This is a genomic window from Azospirillum himalayense (assembly GCF_042657465.1).
GTDB classification, from domain to species: Bacteria; Pseudomonadota; Alphaproteobacteria; order Azospirillales; family Azospirillaceae; genus Azospirillum; species Azospirillum himalayense.
In genome coordinates, this window is sequence record NZ_JBHSLC010000096.1 from 170,773 (window position 1) to 191,697 (window position 20,925).

General features: G+C 69.0%; 21 protein-coding genes. 7 read left to right on the plus strand and 14 right to left on the minus strand.

The features are described from left to right. Positions 1-11: 11 nt before the first annotated feature. Positions 12-620, minus strand: coding sequence for a hypothetical protein (locus tag ACFPMG_RS27600; protein WP_376998402.1), 609 nt, complete (start codon positions 618-620; stop codon positions 12-14). Further along, positions 617-1,177, minus strand: a complete 561-nt coding sequence (locus tag ACFPMG_RS27605) for a hypothetical protein (RefSeq protein WP_376998403.1) — start codon at positions 1,175-1,177, stop codon at positions 617-619. The genes ACFPMG_RS27600 and ACFPMG_RS27605 overlap by 4 nt, the downstream gene beginning before the upstream one ends. Positions 1,178-1,455: 278 nt before the next feature. Between ACFPMG_RS27605 and ACFPMG_RS27610 the strand changes: the two genes are divergently transcribed. After that, entirely contained in the window at positions 1,456-2,208 is a 753-nt protein-coding gene (locus ACFPMG_RS27610) for an isochorismatase family protein (RefSeq protein WP_376998404.1), read from the plus strand. Positions 2,209-2,338: 130 nt separating this feature from the next. Beyond that, on the plus strand, positions 2,339-3,523 hold the full coding sequence (locus ACFPMG_RS27615; protein WP_376998405.1) for a pentapeptide repeat-containing protein: 1,185 nt from the start codon (positions 2,339-2,341) through the stop codon (positions 3,521-3,523). A gap of 7 nt (positions 3,524-3,530) precedes the next feature. On the opposite strand, the gene ACFPMG_RS27620 is transcribed toward ACFPMG_RS27615, so the two are convergent. Then, a complete protein-coding gene (locus tag ACFPMG_RS27620; protein ID WP_376998406.1) occupies positions 3,531-4,514 on the minus strand; it encodes a BMP family lipoprotein in 984 nt (327 codons plus the stop codon). Beyond that, positions 4,511-5,257: a hypothetical protein gene (locus tag ACFPMG_RS27625; RefSeq protein ID WP_376998407.1), complete on the minus strand. Its 747-nt coding sequence runs from the start codon at positions 5,255-5,257 to the stop codon at positions 4,511-4,513. Before ACFPMG_RS27625 ends, ACFPMG_RS27620 begins: the two co-directional genes overlap by 4 nt. Positions 5,258-5,426: 169 nt before the next feature. Here ACFPMG_RS27625 and ACFPMG_RS27630 point away from each other — a divergent pair, with 169 nt between their 5' ends. Beyond that, on the plus strand, positions 5,427-6,254 hold the full coding sequence (locus ACFPMG_RS27630; RefSeq protein ID WP_376998408.1) for an SDR family oxidoreductase: 828 nt from the start codon (positions 5,427-5,429) through the stop codon (positions 6,252-6,254). A 349-nt stretch (positions 6,255-6,603) separates the two neighbouring features. Further along, positions 6,604-6,861 carry a hypothetical protein gene (locus ACFPMG_RS27635; RefSeq protein ID WP_094304109.1) on the plus strand — a complete coding sequence of 86 codons (258 nt, stop codon included), beginning with the start codon at positions 6,604-6,606 and terminating at the stop codon, positions 6,859-6,861. A 70-nt stretch (positions 6,862-6,931) separates the two neighbouring features. Here the strand turns inward: ACFPMG_RS27635 and argE are convergent, their stop codons facing one another. The 6 genes from argE to ACFPMG_RS27665 form a co-directional block, all read right to left on the minus strand. Then, positions 6,932-8,128, minus strand: coding sequence for an acetylornithine deacetylase (gene argE / locus ACFPMG_RS27640; RefSeq protein ID WP_376998409.1), 1,197 nt, complete (start codon positions 8,126-8,128; stop codon positions 6,932-6,934). Continuing rightward, entirely contained in the window at positions 8,125-9,132 is a 1,008-nt protein-coding gene (locus ACFPMG_RS27645) for an ABC transporter ATP-binding protein (RefSeq protein WP_376998410.1), read from the minus strand. Before ACFPMG_RS27645 ends, argE begins: the two co-directional genes overlap by 4 nt. Then, a complete protein-coding gene (locus ACFPMG_RS27650; RefSeq protein ID WP_376998411.1) occupies positions 9,129-10,118 on the minus strand; it encodes an ABC transporter ATP-binding protein in 990 nt (329 codons plus the stop codon). The genes ACFPMG_RS27645 and ACFPMG_RS27650 overlap by 4 nt, the downstream gene beginning before the upstream one ends. 27 nt (positions 10,119-10,145) lie before the next feature. Beyond that, the gene (locus ACFPMG_RS27655) at positions 10,146-11,048 is read right to left on the minus strand and encodes an ABC transporter permease (protein ID WP_376998412.1); all 903 of its coding nucleotides are present in this window, start codon (positions 11,046-11,048) and stop codon (positions 10,146-10,148) included. After that, entirely contained in the window at positions 11,045-12,022 is a 978-nt protein-coding gene (locus tag ACFPMG_RS27660) for an ABC transporter permease (protein ID WP_349599096.1), read from the minus strand. Before ACFPMG_RS27660 ends, ACFPMG_RS27655 begins: the two co-directional genes overlap by 4 nt. A 192-nt stretch (positions 12,023-12,214) precedes the next feature. Then, complete coding sequence (locus tag ACFPMG_RS27665; RefSeq protein WP_376998413.1) at positions 12,215-13,813, minus strand: ABC transporter substrate-binding protein; 1,599 nt, start codon at positions 13,811-13,813, stop codon at positions 12,215-12,217. A gap of 330 nt (positions 13,814-14,143) precedes the next feature. On the opposite strand from ACFPMG_RS27665, the gene ACFPMG_RS27670 reads away from it, so the two are divergent. The 3 genes from ACFPMG_RS27670 to ACFPMG_RS27680 all read left to right on the plus strand — a co-directional run bounded on the left by ACFPMG_RS27670 (position 14,144) and on the right by ACFPMG_RS27680 (position 16,202). Further along, positions 14,144-15,583 (plus strand): aldehyde dehydrogenase family protein, encoded by a 1,440-nt coding sequence (locus ACFPMG_RS27670; RefSeq protein WP_376998414.1) that lies wholly within the window; start codon positions 14,144-14,146, stop codon positions 15,581-15,583. Positions 15,584-15,657: 74 nt separating this feature from the next. Continuing rightward, positions 15,658-15,879, plus strand: coding sequence for an antitoxin MazE family protein (locus ACFPMG_RS27675; protein ID WP_376998415.1), 222 nt, complete (start codon positions 15,658-15,660; stop codon positions 15,877-15,879). Beyond that, entirely contained in the window at positions 15,876-16,202 is a 327-nt protein-coding gene (locus ACFPMG_RS27680; protein ID WP_376998416.1) for a type II toxin-antitoxin system PemK/MazF family toxin, read from the plus strand. The genes ACFPMG_RS27675 and ACFPMG_RS27680 overlap by 4 nt, the downstream gene beginning before the upstream one ends. A gap of 12 nt (positions 16,203-16,214) precedes the next feature. Here ACFPMG_RS27680 and ACFPMG_RS27685 read toward each other — a convergent pair whose 3' ends face one another. From ACFPMG_RS27685 to speB, 4 genes are all read right to left on the minus strand, one after another. Beyond that, entirely contained in the window at positions 16,215-17,576 is a 1,362-nt protein-coding gene (locus tag ACFPMG_RS27685) for a nucleobase:cation symporter-2 family protein (RefSeq protein WP_376998417.1), read from the minus strand. 204 nt (positions 17,577-17,780) lie between these two features. Next, on the minus strand, positions 17,781-19,025 hold the full coding sequence (locus ACFPMG_RS27690; protein ID WP_103039711.1) for a threonine ammonia-lyase: 1,245 nt from the start codon (positions 19,023-19,025) through the stop codon (positions 17,781-17,783). A 14-nt stretch (positions 19,026-19,039) separates the two neighbouring features. Further along, positions 19,040-19,846 carry a carbon-nitrogen hydrolase family protein gene (locus ACFPMG_RS27695; RefSeq protein ID WP_376998418.1) on the minus strand — a complete coding sequence of 269 codons (807 nt, stop codon included), beginning with the start codon at positions 19,844-19,846 and terminating at the stop codon, positions 19,040-19,042. Between the two features lie 4 nt (positions 19,847-19,850). Then, a complete protein-coding gene (speB, locus tag ACFPMG_RS27700) occupies positions 19,851-20,906 on the minus strand; it encodes an agmatinase (RefSeq protein ID WP_349599112.1) in 1,056 nt (351 codons plus the stop codon). Positions 20,907-20,925 lie beyond the last annotated feature (19 nt).

The following is a 20,925-nucleotide window of genomic DNA, read 5'->3' on the forward strand; positions in this document are numbered from 1 at the left end:
GCCGGGCGCTCTCAGCGCGCGCCGGCGGCCCGGCGCGGCGTGCGCGCGGCCTCCTCCGGCGCGGCGGAGCGGCGGAAGGTGCTGAGTTCGGGGATGCGGTTCACCGACAGGCCGGCGACCCGGCAGGGCACCACCTCCAACACCTGGAATCCCGCCTTGCGCGGGTAGCGGGCGCTGACGCGCTCGCGCACCTCCCGTTCCGTTTCGGCGGTCAGAAGACAGCGGCGGATGCCAACCCAGCCGCGCTGGCCCGTCATCACCGTGGCGTCGCTCGGCACATGGCGCACCGCGGCTTCCCAGAACCGGCCCGGACGGGGTTCGGAGCGGTCGAAGACGTGATAGCGCACGACCGGCGCCGCCTGTCTGGCGTCCAGCTCGTTCAGGGCGGCCTGCATGTCCTGTTCCGCCTTCAGAGCGCGTTTCTCGGCTTCGGCGTGCTTCTGGGCGACCTGGGAGTAGGCGGTGGCGATGTCCTCCACGTCCTTTCCCACCTCCTCCATCTTCTCGCGGATGCGCAGCTGGGCCTGCCGCAGACCTTCCAACTGACGCCGCCAATAACGGTTGGACAGCACCGTCAGCACCATCAGTCCGAGGCTGAGATAGAGCATCATCCCGGTCATGCCGGCGCTCCTTCCGCGTCGGGGTCGGGCGCCTGGGCGAGCGGGACGACCATGGTCGGCAGGACGCCGTTCTTCACGGTGAAGGCGACACGCGCCATCGCCGCCGCCTGATCGACGGAGTAGGTCCAGACATGGGCGACGTTCGGATAGCTCCAGATCTGGCGGGCGAAGATCACGTCGCGCCGTTCGATGGAGGGGAACTCGTCCTGCACGGTCAGCCGCACCCAGAAACAACCGGCCTCCTCGCCGTCGCCCAGCTCATGGACGAACTCCACCTTGGTGAGTTCCAGCGCCCTGATCTCCGACAGCGCCTTCTGCCGTCGCCCGTTGCATTCGGTGGTGCGGGCCTGGAAGGCGGTCATTTCCTCCTGCCGCTGTTCCAGCTTGCGGGTCCATTCGCCCAGCGCCGTCTTCTTCCGGTCGTGCTGGCGCATCATCATGGTCTGGCGCGCCTTCTCCGACGTGATCTGCCCGACGTCGATGACGATGGACAGGCCGAGCGCCGCGGCGCTGGTGACCAGCAGAAGCATGCCCAGGAACTCGGCCGATAGAACCATTGGTGTACCTTATGGTTGCGGCGGAAGCTTCGCGTGGTCTTTATTGAGTACCGGGTTTCACGACTTGGCACCGCGGTATTCCGTCGCATGGGCCGCCGGATGCAGACAGGAATATGTCCGGCACTTGCAACAAACGGTCGATCGGCCTGAATCCCATTGATCTTTTCGGACCCATGCGCAAGCGTTCGGCCACAATGTCGCAGTGCTTGGACACAGTCCTGAAATGTTGTGCACTCCGGTCACGGGACTGACATTTCCACATTTCAAGGGGAGGACCCATGCTGGACCTGATGATCCGCAGCGACGAGGCGCTGGACACCGTCCGCCGCACCTTTCCGGTGGCGCTCGGCGATTACGCGATGCCGGCCGGGGGCACCGGGCTGGTGATCATCGACGAGGTGAAGGGGTTCGCCGCCGTCGGTTGCGGTCCGCTCGCCCCGGCGGCGCCGAACGCCCAGGTCGACCGCATGATCGCCGAGACGGACCGTCTGGCCCGCCGCTTCGCCGGGGCCGGCTGGCCGATCTGCGTCTCGCTGGACCGCCACGCCCCGGACAAGCCGGAACCGCCCTATCCCCCGCACTGCTTGGTCGGCACCGGCCATGACGAGCTGGTGTCCGAGCTGGCCTGGCTCGAGTCGGAGCCGTCGGCGACCTTGATCGCCAAGGATTGCATCAATTTCTTCATCGGCGCGACCGAAATGGGCGCGGATGGCAAGGCCGGGCGCAACCGGCTGGTGGACTGGGTCAACGGCAATCGGCTGGTGTCGGTCGTCACGGTGGGCATATGCACCGACGTGTGCGTGATGGATTTCGTCCTGACCCTGCTGTCCGCGCGCAACCACGGCATGATGCCGACGCTGAAGGACGTGGTGGTCTACGAGCCGGGCTGCGCCACCTACGACCTGCCGGCGGAGACGGCGCGGGACCTCGGCCTGCCCGAGACGGCGGCCCACCCGCAGGAGCCGGCGCACCACATGGGCCTCTACATGATGGCGTCGCGCGGCGCGCTGCTGGTCGACACGCTGCGCTGAGGCGAGACAAATCAGGGCTTTCGCTTTTTCCAAACGGCTCTGGTAACATCCCTGCGTGGCAAGGGTCCCGATCGTTCAACCGGCTGTCCTTTGCCGGCGGGAACGGACGGACGGCGCGGAGACGTCGCACGTGGAAGAGCGCTATCTGAGGGCGATCCGCAACGCGCTGGTCAAGCATCAGCAATGGCTGACGCGCGACCCCAGCATGAAAGGGCGCTGCGCCGACCTCAGCTTCCACAACCTGTCGGGCCTGGGGCTGCGCCGCATCAACCTCAGCGGCGCCAAACTCAGCGGCGCGAACCTGAACAGCGCCCGGCTGAACGGGGCCGTTCTGTCGCGCACCGACCTGTTCGGCGCCGATCTGTCCAAGGCCGACCTCACCGGCGCGTCGTTGGAGGGTGCCGACCTGCGGGGCGCGCGGGTGGAGGGCGCCATGATGGAGGAGGCCAACCTGCGCGGCGCCGACCTGCGCAAGGGCATGATGCTGGGCGCGGACGAGCGCAAGCCGGCGGGCAACGCCGACGGCAGCACCACCTTCATCGGCTCCAAGATGGCCCGCGCCATTCTGTCCGACGCGCGTCTGGCACAGTGCGACTTTTCCGGCTGCGATCTCTGCGGCGCGACCTTTTCCGGCAGCGACATGACCGGAACCATCCTGATCGGCGCCAACCTGATCGGCGCGGTGATGGAGCGGGTGGAGATGCAGGGCGCCCTGCTGTGCGGCGCCCGGCTGGACGACGAGTTGCGCCAGACGCTGGAGCGGCGCGGCATCGACGTCGACGGCACCGGGCTGGTCAGCCTCGCCGGGCGGATGGCCGACAGCATTTCCGCCCACCAGCTCTGGGTCGAGCGCAACGCCGCCGCCGGCCTGCGGCTGGAGATGCAGCGCGTCGACCTGCGCGGCTACAACTTCGCCAACCAGCTCCTGGCCGGCAGCGTGATGCGCTTCTGCGGGCTGCGCGGGGCGGACTTTTCCGGGGCGAAGCTGGTGATGGCGGACCTGTCCTACTGCGACCTGCGCGAGGCGGATTTCACCAGCGCCGACCTGTCCGGCTGCAACCTGCGCGGCGCCAATCTGGCGGGGGCGAAGCTGTGGCGGGCGCGGCTGCGCCCGGTGGACCTCGCCGGGGACGGCAGCCGCCTGTGGCCGACCAACCTCGCCGAGGCCAGCCTGACCGGCGCCGACCTGCGCGACACCAGCCTCGCCCGCGCCATCCTGCACGGCACCGACCTGACGCGCATCCGCGCCACGGCGGAGACCCTGCGCGGCGCCGACCTGAGCTTCGCCGTCGGGGTCGAGCCGCAATACGCCTGAGGCGGTTTTACGAGGCCTCCGCCACCCGGATGCGGCCCTGGATGATGCCTTCGCGCGCCTCCTCCAAACGGTCCTTCATGGCGGGGGTTACCAATGCGCGGTTGTTGTCGTCCAGCGCGTAGTCGACGCCGCGCTCGGCCAGCCCGAGGGCGCGCGGGCCGGGGGCCCAGGCGCCGCTGCGGCCCTCCCCGAAGGCGCGCTCCACCGCCAGATCCACCCGCTTCAGCATCGAGGTCAGGATGGTGCCGGGGTAGAGGTGGTTCTGGTTGCTGTCCACCCCGATGGCGAGGCGCCCGCCGTCCTTGGCCGCCGCGAAGATGCCGAAGTTGGACACGCCGGCCCCGGCGAACACCACGTCGGCGCCGCGCTGGAACTGGGCCTTCGCCAGCTCCGCTCCGGTGGTCGGGTCGTTGAAGGCGGCGGGGGTGGTGCCGACGAAATTGACCAGCAGGCCGATGTCCGGTCGGGCGTGGCGGGCGCCCTGCTGGAACCCGGCGATGAATTTGCGGATCAGCGGGATGTCCAGCGCCCCGATGAAGCCGACCGTCCCCGTCCGCGAGGCCATGGCCGCCAGCATGCCGACGAGGAAGGACCCTTCCTGCTCCTTGAAGGTCACGGACTGGACGTTCGGCGCCTCCACCACCGCATCGACCAGGGTGAAGCGGACGGCGGGGTGTTTCGGCGCGAGGCTGGCGAGCGGGGCGGCGTAGTAGAAGCCGATCAGCGCGAGGTCGGTCACGCCGCGGCGCAGCAGGGCGGCCACCGCCTGATCGAACTGCGCCGCGCTGGCCGGCAGATAGTCGCGGTAGGCGACCCCGGTGGCCTCCTTGAACCGCTCCGCCCCCGTGAAGGCGCCCTCGTTGAAGCTCTTGTCGAACTTCTGCCCGACCGCGTAGAGCAGCCCAGGCGCGAAGTCCTGCGCCCGCGCCGGAGCGGCGAGCGTGGCGAGGCCCAGCGCCAGGACGGAACGGCGGGAGAGAGGGGTCGTCATCGGGCGGGCTCGGTGGTCAGGATTTCGGACACCAGCGCCGCGTGCCGCGCCCGCAGCGGGGCGAGGGCAGGGCTGTCGGGCTGGGGCGGCTGGAGGACCAGCCGCGCGTCGGCGCGTCCGGTCGCGGCCAGGACCGCGCCGGGGAAGGCGTCGGCGGCGCGGCGCAGAAACTCCACGAAAGCGTCGTCGGTCAAGCCGCTGTAGGACGCCCCGTCGCCGTCGCGCAGATTCAGGAACAGCAGCGTGTCGCCGAAGGCGGTGTAGCCGCCACCCAGCCCCTCATGCTCCGCCGCCGCGGCGAGGAAGAAGCGCTGGGCGCGGTCCGGCGTCAGGCTGCCCGCGGGAAAGCGGACCAGGGCATAGCCGGTGGCGCCGTCCGCGCTGTCGAAGTCCGCCACCAGGACGCTGTCCTGTTCGAGGCTCCAGGCGATGGCCCCGGCCAGCCGGTCGGCGGGACCGTCCTCCCACCGCAGGGTCAGGTGGAGCGACGGGTTGGTCCGGAGCCGGTAGCCGCCCATCCGCAGGTCGGCGACCGTGCCCGTTCCATCCAGGCCGGCGGCGTCGAGAATGGCGGGCAGCAGGTCGGTCCGGGCACGCTCGGTCAGGCGTTGCCGTGCCTCGTACGATGCATCCGGTGGTGCGCCGGCCGGCACGGCCTCGAAGAACAGGTGCTGCGCCACCGCCTGCGCGAAAGCGGGCGCCGTAGCGAAAATCAGCGCGAGGGCGAGGATGTGACGGCGCACCGGCCGGAACTCCCGAACGAGAGGGGCAGGCGCAGTCTAGACGGGATAAGGGATCTGACGCATAGGTCAATTGAATGACGCTTGCGTATGGACGGCGCCCTGGGGATGTGTGGTAGCATCGCCGACAACCGGCCGGCTGCGGCGGAAGAAACATGGGGAGGGAAGCGACATGACGGACGCGCGCACGCTGAAGGGCAAGACCCTGTTCATCACCGGCGCCAGCCGGGGCATCGGCAAGGCGATCGCGCTGCGCGCCGCCCGCGACGGCGCCAACGTCGTCATCGCCGCCAAGACGTCGAAGCCGCACCCCAAGCTGCCCGGCACCATCTTCTCCGCGGCGGAGGAGGTCGAGGCCGCCGGTGGCAAGGCTCTGCCGATCCTCTGCGACATCCGCGACGACGTCCAGGTGGCCGAGGCGGTGGCCCGCACGGTGGAAACGTTCGGCGGCATCGACATCCTGGTCAACAACGCCAGCGCGATCAGCCTGACCGGCACGCTGGACACCCCGCTGAAGCGCTGGGACCTGATGATGGGGGTCAACGGGCGGGGCACCTTCGCCTGCTCCCAGGCCTGCCTGCCGCATCTGCTCAAGGCGGAGAACCCGCACATCCTGACCCTGTCGCCGCCACTGAACCTCAATCCGCGCTGGTTCCAGCACCACACCGCCTACACCATCGCCAAATACGCGATGAGCCTGTGCACGCTGGGCATGAGCGCGGAGTTCCGCGGCAAAGTCGCCGTGAATTCCCTGTGGCCGCGCACGATCATCGGCACGGCGGCCGTCGCCATGCTGAAAGGCGCCGCCGAGTTCGACAATTGCCGCAAGCCGGAAATCCTGGCCGACGCTGCCCACGTCATCCTGACCCGCGACGCCGGGACCTGCACCGGCCATTTCTTCATCGACGACGAGGTGCTGGCGGAGGAGGGCGTCACCGACCTAAAGCCCTACGCGGTCAAGCCGGGCGCCCCGCTGGCGCCGGACATCTTCCTGGATTGAGGGCGGTCCGACGGAGCCGTGAAGCGTTGCGGGTGGCCGTGCCGGATCTACTCCTTTCGTGCCCCTCTTTTGCCCAGCGTGGACGCGCCTTGTGCAGGGCAGCGTTCCGACGATATCACAAGCATCGGCCGCCGGTTTCGATTACACTGCGGTTTGTTTGCTCCCCAAATCGAAAGGGACCCTTTTCGCCGATCGGCTGATCCCCGGATTCAATCCGCCAACCGGCAAGTGTCCGCACGTCCCTTTCCAGTCTTGTTTGCACACACCGTCCGGTTGGGGCGGAGCGGATGCTCGAACAGCGTCAAACACTGAGCTTGTCCCAGAACAATCGGTTCATTCCGGAGCTCTTATGACCATCGAGCTGCACACCTTTACCGTTACCCTGAATCAGTCGGAAGCAACAGCGTACAAGAGCATGGCCGAACATCGGGCCTGGGTCCGCACCGCGGTGTCCGACCTGTCGGAGGTGCTGCGCACCGCCGGCATGGGCGCGGAGGCCCGCCTGCGCGGGCACGACCGCTGCGGCCACCTCGTCGTCGAGGCGACCGACACGGGTGCTGACTTCCTGCGCACCCTGCCGGCCATCGTCAGCGTGGAGGTCCACTGACCGGCGAAGCGCAACGGTCTGATGGATATCGATCAAGGGGTCGGAGCGGAAACGCTCCGGCCCTTTTGCGTTAAAGGCCCTTCTTCGCGGCATCCCTCAGCCGGTGCAGGAAACGCTCGGCGCGGGCGAGTTCGCTCAGCTCCACATACTCGTCGGGCTTGTGGGCCTGCTCGATGTCGCCGGGGCCGCAGACCACGGCGGGGATGTTGGCGATGCTGGTGAACAGCGCGCCCTCCGTTCCGAAGGCCACCTTGCCGTGGCCGTTCTGCTCCGCGAGGTTCTTGACCAGCGTCACCTCCTCCGAGTCCGGCGGGGTGTCGAGCGCCGGGCTGTCCGACAGGGTTTCCCAGGAGAAGCCGGCATCATGGCGGACGGCGCGCATCTCCGGTTCCAGCGTCTTGGCGAAGTCCCGCAGCTCCTTCAGCATCGGCGCCACGGGATGGTCGGCCAGATGCCGGATCTCGAACTCGAAGGAGGCGTCGGAGGGGACGATGTTGCGGGCCGTCCCGCCCTCCATCACCCCGGTGTGCACCGTGGTGTAGGGCACGTCGTAATCGTAATCGAACGGCCCCTGCTCGGCGAAGCGGCGGCCCATGCCGCGCAGGAAGGACACCAGCTCCGCCGCATACTCCACCGCGTTCACCCCCTGCGGGGCGAGCGAGGAGTGACAGGCGTGGCCGTGGACGCGGCAGCGCAGCGCCACCTTGCCCTTGTGGCCGACGATCACCCGCATCCGCGTCGGTTCGCCGACAATGCACAGGCGCGGCTTGACCGCCATCCCGGCGAGTTGGGTCAGCAGGCCGGGCACGCCGAGGCAGCCCAGTTCCTCGTCGTAGGAGAAGGCGTAATGGACCGGCGTCGTCAGATTGGCGGCCAGGAAGTCCGGTGCCATGGCCAGCGCCGCCGCGATGAAGCCCTTCATGTCCGCCGTGCCGCGCCCGAACAGCTTGCCGTCGCACTCCGTCAGGGTGAAGGGATCGCTGGACCAATCCTGGTCGTCCACCGGCACCACGTCGGTGTGGCCGGACAGACAGACGCCGCCGCGGTCCATCGGGCCGATGGTGGCGTAGAGGTTGGCCTTGGTCCGCTCCTCGTTGAACACCAGCGTGCTGGACACGCCCAGCGCTTCCAGATGGTCGCGGATGTAGTGGATCAGGTCGAGGTTGGAATTGCGGCTGGTCGTGTCGAAGGCGATCAGGTCGCGCAGCAGCTCCAGCGTGCGCGGGCTGCACGCGGATGGGCCGGCGGGATCGGGTGAGGGCATCATGGACCTGTGGTTTCGTTCAGATGGCAGGCGGACCAGCGCCGGGGCGCAATCTCGCGCAGGGCCGGGCGTTCCGCCGAACAGCGTGGCATCGCGTGCGGGCAGCGCGGGTGAAAGGCGCAGCCCGACGGCGGGTCGAGGGGCGATGGGATCTCTCCGCGGATCGGCGCGAACCGCCGCTTCTCCACGGACACGCGCGGCGCCTCGTCCAACAGCGCCTTGGCATAGGGATGATTGGGTTTGTCGAACAGCTCCGGTGTCGGGGCCAACTCCACGATCCGTCCAAGATACATGATCGCGGTGCGGTCGGAAATGTGTTCCACGACGCCCAGGTCGTGGCTGATGAAGAGATAGGTCAGCGACAGCTCTTCGCGCAGGCGCATGAACAGGTTGATGATCTGCGCCTGGATCGACACGTCGAGCGCCGCCACCGATTCGTCGCAGACCAGCACGTCCGGCTTCACCGCCAGGGCGCGGGCGATGCCGATGCGCTGCCTCTGCCCGCCGGAGAACTGGTGCGGGTAGCGCCGCAGATAGGCGGGGTCCAACCCGACCTGCCGCAGCGTCGCCGCCACGTACGCCTCCGCCTGCCGCCGGGGAACCAGCCCGTGGACCACCGGAGCCTCCCCGACGATGTCCGCCACGCGCAGGCGCGGGTTAAGGGAGGCCATGGGGTCCTGGAAGACCATCTGGATCTTCAGGTTGGCGTGGTGGCGGTCGGCCGGGGACAGCTCCCGCAGGTCGCGGCCGCGCCAGCGCAGGGTGCCGGCGCTGGGCGGCAGGATGCCGGCGACCATGCGGCCCAGCGTGCTCTTGCCGCAGCCGGATTCGCCGACCAGCCCGACCACTTCGCCCTCGGCGATGGACAGGTCGACGCCGCTGACCGCCTGCACCGCCCGGTCGTCGATGGCGGCCCCCAGCCGGCGGGCGAAGCGCTCCACCACGTCCAGCTTGCGCGAGAAGCGCTTGGTCAGCCCGTCCAGCTCGATGATGGATGCGGCGGTCATGCGGCGTCTCCCCGCGCTTCGGCTCCGACGGGGTTCCAGCAGCGCCAGGCGCGGTCCTCCCGCTCCCCCGTCAACTCCGGCATCACGGTGCAGGCTCCGCTGGACCGGTCGCAACGCGGGCGGAAGGCGCAGCCCTCCGGCAGGTCGAGGACGGAGGGCGTCATGCCGGGGATGGAGCGCAGCGGCACGCCGCGCCGGTTGCGGCTGGGCACCGATTCCAGCAGGCCGCGGGTGTAGGGGTGGCGCGGGTTGCCGATGATCTCGGCCACCGTCCCGGTCTCCACCACCCGGCCCGCGTACATCACCGCCACCCGGTCGGCCAGCGCCGACACGACGGCGAGGTCGTGGGTCACCCAGATCAGCGCCGTCCCCGTCTCGCGGCAGAGTTTCTGCACCTCGAACAGGATCTGCGCCTGGATGGTCACGTCGAGCGCGGTGGTCGGCTCGTCGGCGATGATCAGGTCCGGGGAGTGGAGGAGGGCGATGGCGATGGCGACGCGCTGCCGCATCCCGCCGGAGAACTGGTGCGGGTAGGCGGCCAGCCGCTCGTCGGGCGAGGCGATGCCGACGCGGGCCAGCGCCCGACGGGAGCGCTCCCAGGCCTCGGCCCGGCCGACCGTCTCATGGGCCTGCACGGCCTCAACCATCTGGGTGCCGATGCTCAGCACCGGGTTCAGGGTCATCATCGGGTCCTGGAAGATCATGGCGATGCGCCGCCCGCGGATGGCGCGCAGCCGCTTCTCCCCGGCGCCCACCAGATCCTCGCCCTGGAACAGCACCCGGCCGCCGACCACCCGGCCCGGCGGATCGACGAGGCCGAGGATGGATTGCCCGGTCACCGACTTGCCGGAGCCGGACTCGCCGACCAGCCCGAGGATCTCGCCGCGGTCGAGCCGCAGATCGACCCCGTCCACCGCCTTCACGGTGCCGGCGCGGGTGAGAAAATGGGTCTTCAGCCCGTCCACGCGCAGCAGGGGTTCGGTCATCGCGTGCCCCCTCTCAATGATTCATCTTCAATGGTTGAGCCGCGGGTTGAGGACGTCGCGCAGCCGGTCCCCCACCAGATTGATCGCCACGATGGTGACCAGCAGGGCAAGGCCGGGGAACAGGCTGACCCAGTAATCGCCTGAGAGCATGTACTGGTAGCCCGACGCGATCAGCATCCCCAGCGACGGCTGGGTCACCGGCACGCCGACGCCGAGAAAGCTGAGCGTCGCCTCCAGTGCGATAGCGTGGGCGACCTGCACCGTCGCCACGACGATCAGCGGCGGCAGGCAATTGGGCAACAGGTGGCGCATCATGATCCGCCGGTGGGGCAGGGCAAGACATTGCGCGGCCTCGATGTATTCCTTGCGCCGCTCCACCAGGGCGGAGCCGCGGATGGTCCGGGCGTAGTAGGCCCACTGCACGGCGGCCAGCGCGACGATCACCTTGTCGACCCCCTTGCCCAGCAGGGCCAGCAGGATCAGCGCGATCAGGATGGCCGGGAAGGAGAGCTGGATGTCGACCAGCCGCATGACCAGCCCGTCCACCCGGTCCCCCGCATAGGCGGCGAGCAGACCGACCGCCACCCCGACGGCGAGCGCGATCAGCGTGGCGACCACCCCGACCAGCAGGCTGGTGCGCAGGCCGAAGACGATGGCCGACAGCAGGTCGCGCCCCTGGTCGTCGGTGCCCAGCCAAAAGGTCCAGCCGCCGCCGCCCAGCGCCCCCGGCGCCATCATGCCGTCGAGAATGTCGAGCTGGGCGAGATCGTAGGGGTCCTGCGGCACCACCCAGCGGGCGAGTAGGGCGGCCAGCACGATCAGCACCAGCGCCGCCAGCCCGGCCAGCGCTGTGCGCGACCGCGCGAAGTCCCGCGCCAGCCGCAGGAAGGGCGTCTCAACCGCCGGAGCCTTGGCCGTGATGGTGCTCATGCCCGCCCTCCGCCCAGCCGGATTCGCGGGTCGAGCAGCGAATAGACCAGATCGACGATCAGGTTGATGACGACGAACAGCAGCACCGTCACCAGCAGATAGGCGATCACAACCGGCCGGTCGAGCTGGAGGATGCTGTCGATCAGCAGCTTGCCCATGCCCGGCCAGGCAAAGACCGACTCCGTGACCACCGAGAAGGCGATGACGCTGCCAAGCTCCAGCCCCAGGACGGTGACCACCGGGATCATGATGTTCTTCAGGATGTGCACCCCGACGATGCGCGCGGGCGCCAGCCCCTTGGCGCGGGCGAACTTCACATAGTCCTGCAAGGCGACCTCCCGCGTGCCGGCACGGGCCAGACGGATGACCAGCGACAGCTTGAACAGGGCCAGATTGACGGCGGGCAGGATCAGATGGGCCAGCCCGTCGGCGGTCAGGAAGCTCCACTGCACGCCGAACAGGCTGGCCGTCTCGCCGCGTCCGCCCGCCGGCAGCCAGCCCAGAGTAACCGCGAAGGCCATGATGAGCATCATGCCCACCCAGAAGGTGGGCAGCGAGAAGCCGAGGATCGAGCCGGTCATGATGACGCGCCCGGCCACGCTGTCCGGCTTCAGCCCGGCCCACAGCCCGAGCGGGATGCCCAGCACCACCGCCACCAGCATGGCGCAGAGCGCCAGCTCCAGCGTCGCCGGAAAGCGTTGCAGCACGAGGCCGAGCGCCGGGACCCCATGGACGAAGCTGGTGCCGAGGTCGCCGCCGAGCGCGCTGTCCACGAAGCGCAGGAACTGCTCGTGCATGGGCTTGTCGAGTCCCAGCCGCGCGATGGCGGCGGCGCGTTCGAACTCGTCGGCCTCGGGGCTGATGAGCACGTCGATGGGGTTGCCGATGGCGAAGATGCCGGCGAAGACCAGCACCGACATCGCCACCACGACGACCGCGCTCTGCGCCAGCCGCCGGAGGATGAAGACAAGCATGGCGCCTTTACCCTGCGGGTGAGACGGATGAGGGAGCGTCGCTCCCTCTCCCGCCCCGGGAGAGGGAGGGGCCCGCCGCATGGCGGCGGGAGGGTGAGGGTAAAGCCAAGGATAAGAGCGCTGATCCTCGCGCGACCCTCACCCGCCCGCTTCGCGGGCACCCTCTCCCCGGAGGGGAGAGGGAATGAACGCTCACTTCGCGGGGGTCACCTTCTGCGCCAGCGTGTACTGGTCGGCGCGCGGTTCGTAGCTCAGCCCCTTCTTCATCGCCCAGACCGTCACCTCGTAATGCAGCGGGATGATGATGTCGGCGTCCATGGCCCGCTTCACCGCGGCCTGGAGCAGCTTCTCCCGTTTCGCGTCGTCCACCGTCGCCAGCGCGGTGTCCAGCATGCCGTCCAGCTCCGGGTCGGAGTAGCTGGTGTAGTTGGTGGTGCCGTAGCCCTTCTCCTTGATCGGCGTGGCGATCAGCGCCTTCAGCGGCGACGACATCTCGCCCGAATCGGCGCCCCAGCCGGCCAGGAAGACGCTGTATTCCTGCTTGTTGCGCTTGGAGAAGAAGACGTTGGCGGTGGTCGCGTCGACCTGGGTCTGCACGCCGATGCGGGTGAACATCTGGGCGACCGCCTGGGCCACCTTGTCGTCGTTGATGTAGCGGTCGTTCGGCGTGCCGAGCGTGAGCTGGAAGCCCTTCGGGTAGCCGGCCTCGGCCAGGAGCTGCTTGGCCTTGTTGGCGTCGGTGGCGACGGTGACCTCCGGGTTGTTGCCGTAGAAGCCGGCGGGGAGGTACTGGTTCGCCGGCTCCGCCACGCCCATCATGATGCGCTTCACGATGGCGTCGCGGTCCACCGCCAGCGACAGCGCCTTGCGCACCTTCGGGTCCTTCAGCGGATTCTTGCCGTCGGTGCCGGTGATGGTCGGCGGGGTGTCCTGCACACCCAGCGCCAGATAGATCACACGGTTCGACTGGGCCTGGGCCAAGGAGACGTTGGGGGCGGATTTCAGCCGCTCGATGTCTTGCACCGGGGGCGATTCGATGATGTCGACGTCGCCTGCGAGCAGGGCGGCGACGCGCGGCCCGTCGCTGGTGATCGGGCGGAAGACCACCGTGTCCCAGGCGGCCTGCGGCCCCCAGTAGTCGGGGTTGCGCTCCAGCACCTGCCGGTCGCCCTTGGTGTAGGACTTGTGCTTGAACGGCCCGGTGCCGATCATCAGCGAGCCGTCGTTGAAAGCCTGCGTGGTCGGCCAGGAGTCGGCCTTGCAGCCCGCCTTGTCGAAGGTCACCGCCTCGCCGCCCGCCGCCTTGGCGGAGATGATGCCGAAGGTCGACAGCTCCACCGGCAGCAGCGGGTAGGGCTTGCCGGTCTTAATGATGAGGGTGTGCGGGTCCGGCGCCTCGATCCCCGCGATGCCCTTGGTGTAGACGGTGAAGGAGGACGGGCTGTTGGCGACGTTCGGGATGCGGCAGACCGAGTAAATGAAGTCCTGCGCGGTGAACTCGGTGCCGTCGTGGAACTTCACGCCCTTGCGCAGCTTGAATTCCCAGGTGGTTTCGTCGACGGCGCGCCAGCTTTCCGCCAGTTCGGGCTGGAGCCGCATCTTGGCGTCCATGCTGACCAGCGATTCGAACACATGCTTGCGGGCACGCGTGTTGGGGCCGAGGTTGTGGTAGTGCGGATCGAGCGCGCTGGGCTCCGCCGAGGTGCCTACCGTCAGGGTGGCGGCCTGCGACGGCGTCGGGGCCACGGCCAGGAGGGCCAGGGCTGCTGCCGCCGGCAGGACTTGTTTCAAGGTTCCGGAACGCAACGCATCCGCAAGACGCCGATCACCTAAGGCCATCCCTCGTCCCCCTGATTGTACGTTTGATGTGTACCCGTGAAGCAGGCTCCCAGCCCTTGGACCGCGGTTGTTGCGGCCCGATTCTTGTCGTTCGGTGCGCCGCAAGCGGGGCGGCGGCACGTATGTGTTCAACGATCAGAGCTTGAAACCATTGATCTGTCAACAGGGTCCGGTCTTCTGACCTATCCGGTTTTTCCCGATGGAAAGCTTTGGCAAACGGCGCCGGACGGGGCAGGATCGGTTCACCCGAAAACGCCAACGCAGAGAGCGAGGGGATTAGAGATGAAGACCTGCCAATCCTTCTACATCGGCGGCGCCTGGACCGAACCCGCGGCGGGCGCCACCGTGATGGAGGTGTTGAACCCGGCGACGGAGCAGGTGTCGGGCACTGTGGCGCTCGGCGGGCCGGAGGACGCGCAGCGCGCGGTGGCGGCGGCCCACGCCGCCTTCGACGGCTTTTCCCGCACCCCCCTGAACGAGCGGCTGGAACTGCTGGCCGCCGTCTGCGCGCTCTTCGAGAAGCGCATGGACGAGGTGGCCGACGCCATCACCGAGGAGATGGGCGCCCCCCTGGCGGCGCTGTCCAAGCCGGCGCAGGCCTTCATGGGGCTGGCCCATTTCAAGACGGCCCTGGAGGCCGCCCGCGAATACCCGTTCGAGCGGACCCGCGGCACCACCCGCATCCTGCGCGAGCCGGTCGGCGTCTGCGCCATGATCACGCCGTGGAATTGGCCGATCAACCAGATCGCCTGCAAGGTCGCCCCGGCGCTCGCCACCGGCTGCACGATGGTGCTGAAGCCCAGCGAGTTCGCCCCCTATTCGGCCTGGATCTTCGCCGAGATCCTGCACGAGGCCGGGGTTCCGGCGGGCGTCTTCAACATGTTCTACGGCGACGGCGCGGTGGTCGGCCCGGTGCTGGCCTCGCACCCGCTGGTCGACATGGTGTCGCTGACCGGCTCCACCCGCGCCGGGGCGTCGGTGTCCCACAACGCCGCCGACAGCATCAAGCGCGTGTCGCTGGAACTGGGCGGCAAGTCCGCCAACATCATCTGCGAGAGCGCCGACCTGACCAAGGCGGTGACCCACGGCGTGCGATCGATGATGTCCAACACCGGGCAGAGCTGCAACGCGCCGTCGCGCATGTATGTCCCGGCCTCCCGCCTGGACGAGGCGGAGACGATCGCCGCCCAGGTCTGCGCCCGTCTGGTGGTCGGCGACCCGCGCGGCGACCGCACCGGCGTCGGCCCGATCGCCAACCAGCGCCAGTACGAGCGGGTGCAGCGGCTGATCCAGGCCGGCATCGCGGAGGGGGCGTCCCTGCTGTGCGGCGGTCCGGGCCGTCCGGAGGGGCTGGAGCGTGGCTTCTTCGCCAAGCCCACCGTCTTCAGCCGCGCCACCGACACCATGACCATCATGCGCGAGGAGATCTTCGGCCCGGTCCTGTCCATCCGCCCCTACGAGGACATCGAGGAGGCGATCCGCAGCGCCAACGACTCGCTCTACGGCCTGTCCGGCTACGTCTATGCCGGCACGGTGGACGAGGCGCGGGCGGTGGCGAAGCGTCTGCGCACCGGCATGGTGCATCTGAACGGCGCATCCATCGACCTTGCCGCTCCCTTCGGCGGCTACAAGCAGTCCGGCATCGGCCGCGAGTGGGGCGAGGTCGGTTTTGAGGAGTTCCTGGAGACCAAGTCCGTCTACGGCAGCGAGCCGTCGGCTTAGCGATTCCGTTACGGGACTTGCCATTCTCCCTTCCCCGTCATACGTTACATGTAACGTCAAGCGAGGAGGGGAGCATGGTTCAGCCCGTCCGCAGCCGGGTCCGGCAGCATCGCGACAACCTCCGCGCCCAAGGGCTTCGCCCGGTCCAGATCTGGGTGCCCGACACCCGCGCCGCCGGCTTCCGGGAGGAGGCGCGGCGCCAAAGTCTCGCCGTCAACGCGGCGGACCGCCGGGACGGAAGCTTGGAGTTCCTGGAATCCGTCGAAGACGATCTGTTCGGCGAGGACGCTCCGTGAAGCGCGGCGACCTCGTGACCATCGCGCAGAACGGCGATTACAAGCGCAAGCCGCGTCCCGCGGTGGTTATCCAGTCCGACCTGTTCGACGCGATGGACAGCGTCACGGTGTGTCTCATCACGGGTGAGGAGACGGAGGCCGCCATCCTCCGCCCCGCACTGGAACCCGATGAGACGAACGGGCTGCGTGCGCGCTCCTGGGTGCAGATCGACAAGATCGCCACCATCCGCCGCGCGCGCGTCGGCAAGATCTTCGGCCGTCTGCCGGATGCCGACATGAAGCGCATCAGCGCCTCGCTGGCGGTCTTCCTCGGCATCGCGTGACGGTTCGTCCCCTCACGCCTCCGCGGTCTTGGCAGCGGCGACGAACGCCTTCGCGTCGGCCTTGCCCAGCCCGTTGAAGAACAGGTTCAGCAGGACCGCGGCGATGGTGCCCAGCAGGATGCCGCTGTGCAGCAGCGGCGACAGGAAGGGCGGCATCTTCTGGAAGATCTTGTCGGCGACCAGCGGCACCATGCCCAGGCTGATGCTGATGGCGACGACATAGATGTTGCCGCGGTTGGTCGTGTAATCGACCTTCGCCAGGATCTTGATGCCGGTCGCCGCGACCATGCCGAACATCACCAGACCGGCCCCGCCCAGCACATAGGTCGGGACGGAGGCGACGACGTGGGCCAGCTTCGGGAACAGGCCGAAGGCGACCAGGATGACGCCGCCCGCCACGCAGACCCAGCGGCTGCGCACCCCGGTGATCCCGACCAGCCCGACATTCTGCGAGAAGGAGGTGTAGGGGAAGGTGTTGAAGACGCCGCCGATCAGCGTGCCCAGCCCGTCGGTGCGCAGGCCGCGGGTCAGTTGCTCCGGAGTCACCGGGCGGCCGACCATCTCGCCGACCGCCAGGAACATGCCGGTGGATTCGATCATCACCACGATCATCACCAGCGACATGGTCAGGATCGACCAGAACTCGAACACCGGCATGCCGAACTGGAACGGGTAGATCACGTCCACCCACTTGGCCTGTCCCACCCCGTCGAAGCTGACCAGTCCCAGGACCATGGTCAGGGCGAAGCCCGCGACGATGCCCAGCAGGACCGAGATGTTGGCCCAGAAGCCCTTGGCGTATTTGGTCACCAGCAGGATCACCGCCAGAACGAACAGCGCGATGCCGAGATAGAGCGGATCGCCGAAATTCGGGTTCCCGGCCCCGCCGCCGGCCCAGGTGATGCCGACCCGCATCAGCGAGATGCCGATGATGGCGATCACGGTCCCCGTCACCACCGGCGGGAACAGCGGCAGCAGGCGGCCGACCAGCGGGGCGGCCAGCGTGGCGAAGACGCCGGCTCCGATCACCGCGCCGTAGATGCCCAGCAGCCCCAGCGACGGGTTCCCCGCCATGGCGACCATCGGCCCGACCGCGGCGAAAGTGACGCCCATCATCACCGGCAGGCGGATGCCGAACTTCCAGAAGCCCAGCGTCTGGATCAGCGTGACGATGCCGCAGGCGAACAGATCGGCGTTGATCAGCAGGGCGATCTGGTCCTTGGGCAGCTTCAGCGCGCCGCCGATGATGAGCGGCACGGCGATGGCCCCCGCGTACATCACCATCACATGCTGCATCCCCAGCGCCAGCAGGCGCAGCAGCGGAAGCTTCTCGTCAACCGGATGGGTTGGCTGTGATGACTCCACCGATGACATGATCCATGACCTCCGCGAATGAACAGGCGCGAAGTGCATGGCCCGTGCCACAACCGGCGGGGCGGAGGATTGTGGTGGAGCCCGCCCGGATGTGCCGCGAAAGATGGCGGTGCCAGAGAGGAATGCGCAACGATTGGGCAGATTCATACCCCCCTTTCCCCGGAGGGGAGAGGGTTATTTTTCCGTATGTGCCAAAACTTTCGCTCAAGGCCGCGCGCTGGACAGCGGCTGCGCGGCTTCGGCCACCACCGCCTTGCGGACGGGCAGGCCGGCGCCGCGCAGGGCTTCGGTGATGCGGTCGCCGTGGCCCTCGTCCTCGACCTCGATCAGCAGGGCGACCTCGGCGGACTTGACGGAGAAGGCGCCGAACAGGCGCTGGTGCTGCACGTCGATGATGTTGCCGCCGCACTCCGCCACGATGCGGGCCACCTGGGCCAGCGCGCCGGGCTGGTCGGCCACGTCGATGTCCAGGTTGAGCAGGCGCCCGTCGCGGGCGAAGCCGCGCATCAGCACGTTGGCGAGCGTGCGCGTGTCGATGTTGCCGCCCGACACGATCAGGCCGACCCGCTTGCCGCGGAAGCGCTCGGGGTGGAAGAGCAGGGCGGCCAGACCGGCGGCCCCGGCGCCCTCCGCCACGGTCTTCTCCACCTCGATCAGCATGGCGATGGCGCGCTCGATCACCGCCTCGGGCACCAGCACCACGTCGCAGCCGTTCTGCTTCAGGATGTCCATGGGCCGGTCGCCGACGTCGCGCACGGCGATGCCCTCGGCCACCGTCGGGCCGCCGACCTTGACCGGCTGGCCGGCGAGGCGCTGCGCCGCGGCGGGGTAGGTCTCCACCTCCACCCCGACGACCTCCAGGCCGGGCCGCAGCGCGCGGGCGGCGACCGCGGCCCCGGCGGCCAGCCCGCCGCCGCCCACCGGGATGGCCAGTGCGTCGAGGTCCGGCACCTCCGCCAGCATCTCCAGCACCACGGTGCCCTGGCCGGCGATCACCGCGTCGTCGTCGTAGGGATGGACGAAGACCAGCCCGTCCCGCTTGGCGAGGTCGTGGGCGAAGGCCGCCGCCTCGGCCAGGGAATCGCCCTCCAGGATGACGGTGGCGCCGTGGTAGCGCGTGCGCTTGACCTTCACGAAGGGGGTGAAGCGCGGCATGACGATGGTCGCGGCGATGCCCAGCCGCTTCGCGTGGTAGGCCACGGCCTGGGCGTGGTTGCCGGCCGACATAGCGATCACCCCGGCCTGCCGCTCCTCCGGCGTCAAGTGCAGCAGACGGTTGGCCGCCCCGCGCTCCTTGAAGGAGGCGGTGAACTGGAGATTCTCCAGCTTGACCCACACCTCGGCGCCGGTGATCTGAGACAGGGTTTCCGAACGCAGGAAGGGCGTGCGGCTGATGCGTCCGGCCAGCCGTTCGGCGGCGGCGTGAATGTCGTCGATGGTGACCGGCATGTCCTGTGCTTCCTCTACGAACCGCCCTTCCCAGGCGCGCTGGAAACCGCACCGTACAGGTCCGGGCGGCGGTCCGCCAGATGCGTGCCGACCCGGCGCAGGGCGGGGTCCAGATCGACGGGCAGCAAAGTCTCGCCGTCGCCAGCCCGCGCCAGCACCGACCCGTCCGGCGCCGCCACGCTGCTGAGTCCGCAATAATGGAGTGTTCCCTCCCTCCCGCAGCGGTTGGCGTAGGCGACGAAGAGGCCGTTCTCGAAGGCGCGGGCCGGGACGATGGTGGTGGCGACGATCTCGTAGGGCGCCATCAGCGCGGTTGGCACCAGCAGCACGTCCACCCCGGCCAAGGCGTGGCGGCGCACCAGCTCGGGGAACTCCACGTCGTAGCAGATGGCCACGCCGACCCGCATCCCGCCGACCGCCGCGGTCGGGAAGGAATCGCCGCCCGGCGCGTAGGAGCCGCGGTCGAGTTCGCCGTAGAGATGCGTCTTGCGCTGGTTCAGGAGGGCACGCCCGTCCGCCCCGATCAACTGCGCGGCGTTGTAAACCGCGCCGTCCGCCCCGCGTTCCGGATAGCCGTAGAGGATGGCGATGCCGTGCCGCCGGGCGATGTCGGCGACCCGCGCGGCCATCGGCCCGTCCGCCGGCTCGGCCAAAGCGCGCACCGTCTCCGCGCCGATGTCGTAGCCGGTCAGGCCCATTTCCGGCCCGACCAGCAGGGCGGAGCCGCGCCCTGCCGCCTCCGCCGCCGCCCGCTCCAGACGGTCGAGGTTGCGGTGCGGCCCACCGGGCTCCGCGTCCGCCTGGAACAGGGTCAGCCGCATGCGGTCAGCCTTGCTTCTGGCGGTTGGCGAGGGCGCGCACCGACAGGCAGAGGATTTCGAACAGCATCTGCGCGCCGGCGTGGGCGGTGTTGGTCGTGGCGTCGTACTGCGGCGCCACCTCCACCACGTCGCCGCCGATGATGTCCAGCCCGTCGAGCCCGCGCAGGATCGCCAGCGCCTCCCGCGTGGTCAGGCCGCCGACCTCCGGGGTGCCGGTGCCGGGGGCGAAGACCGGGTCCAGGCAATCCACGTCGAAGGAGACGTAGACCGGCCCGTCGCCCACCACCTTGCGCGCTGTCTCGATGACGCTGGCGATGCCGCGTTCCGGGATGTCCTCCGCGTGGATCACGGTCATGCCGCTGTCGTAGGAGAACTCCCACAGATACTCGGTGCTGCCGCGGATGCCGATCTGCACGGTGCGCTCCGGATCCAGCACGCCGTCCAGCACCGCCTGACGGAACGGGCCGCCGTGGTGGAACTTGGCGCCCTCGTAGGGGCCGCCGGTGTCGCAATGGGCGTCGAAATGGATCATGCCCACCGGACGCTCGCGGCCCAGCGCCTTGAGGATCGAATAGGTGATGGAATGGTCGCCGCCCACCGACAGCGGCACGACGCCGGCGTCCATCACGCGGTTGTAGAAGGCCAGGATGTCGCCGTGGCACGCCTCCAGGCTGAAGCGGCTGGACAGCGGCACGTCGCCCACGTCGGCCAGCTTGCAGGAGGCCGCCGGGACCATGCGCAGGGCGTGCTCGTAGGGGCCGATGCGCTCCATACCGCGCACGGCGCGCGGGCCGAGGCGGGCGCCGGCCCGGTTGGTGACGCCCAGGTCCATCGGCACGCCGATCAGCGCGATGTCCAGCCCGCCGAAGTCCGCGGCGTCGGCCGCGTCGGGGCGGTAGGGGGCGTCGAGCAGGGTGGACACCCCGGCAAAGGGCTGCACCCGCTTGCCGCCGGAGAACTGGAGGGCGGCCACCCGCTGGAACTCCGGATCGTGGAAGTCGTCGCCGCCGGAGCCGCTGTACTTCGTACGCAAACGATCAAGCTTCTGAGGGTCGATCATCGTCCGGATCTCTTTGAAA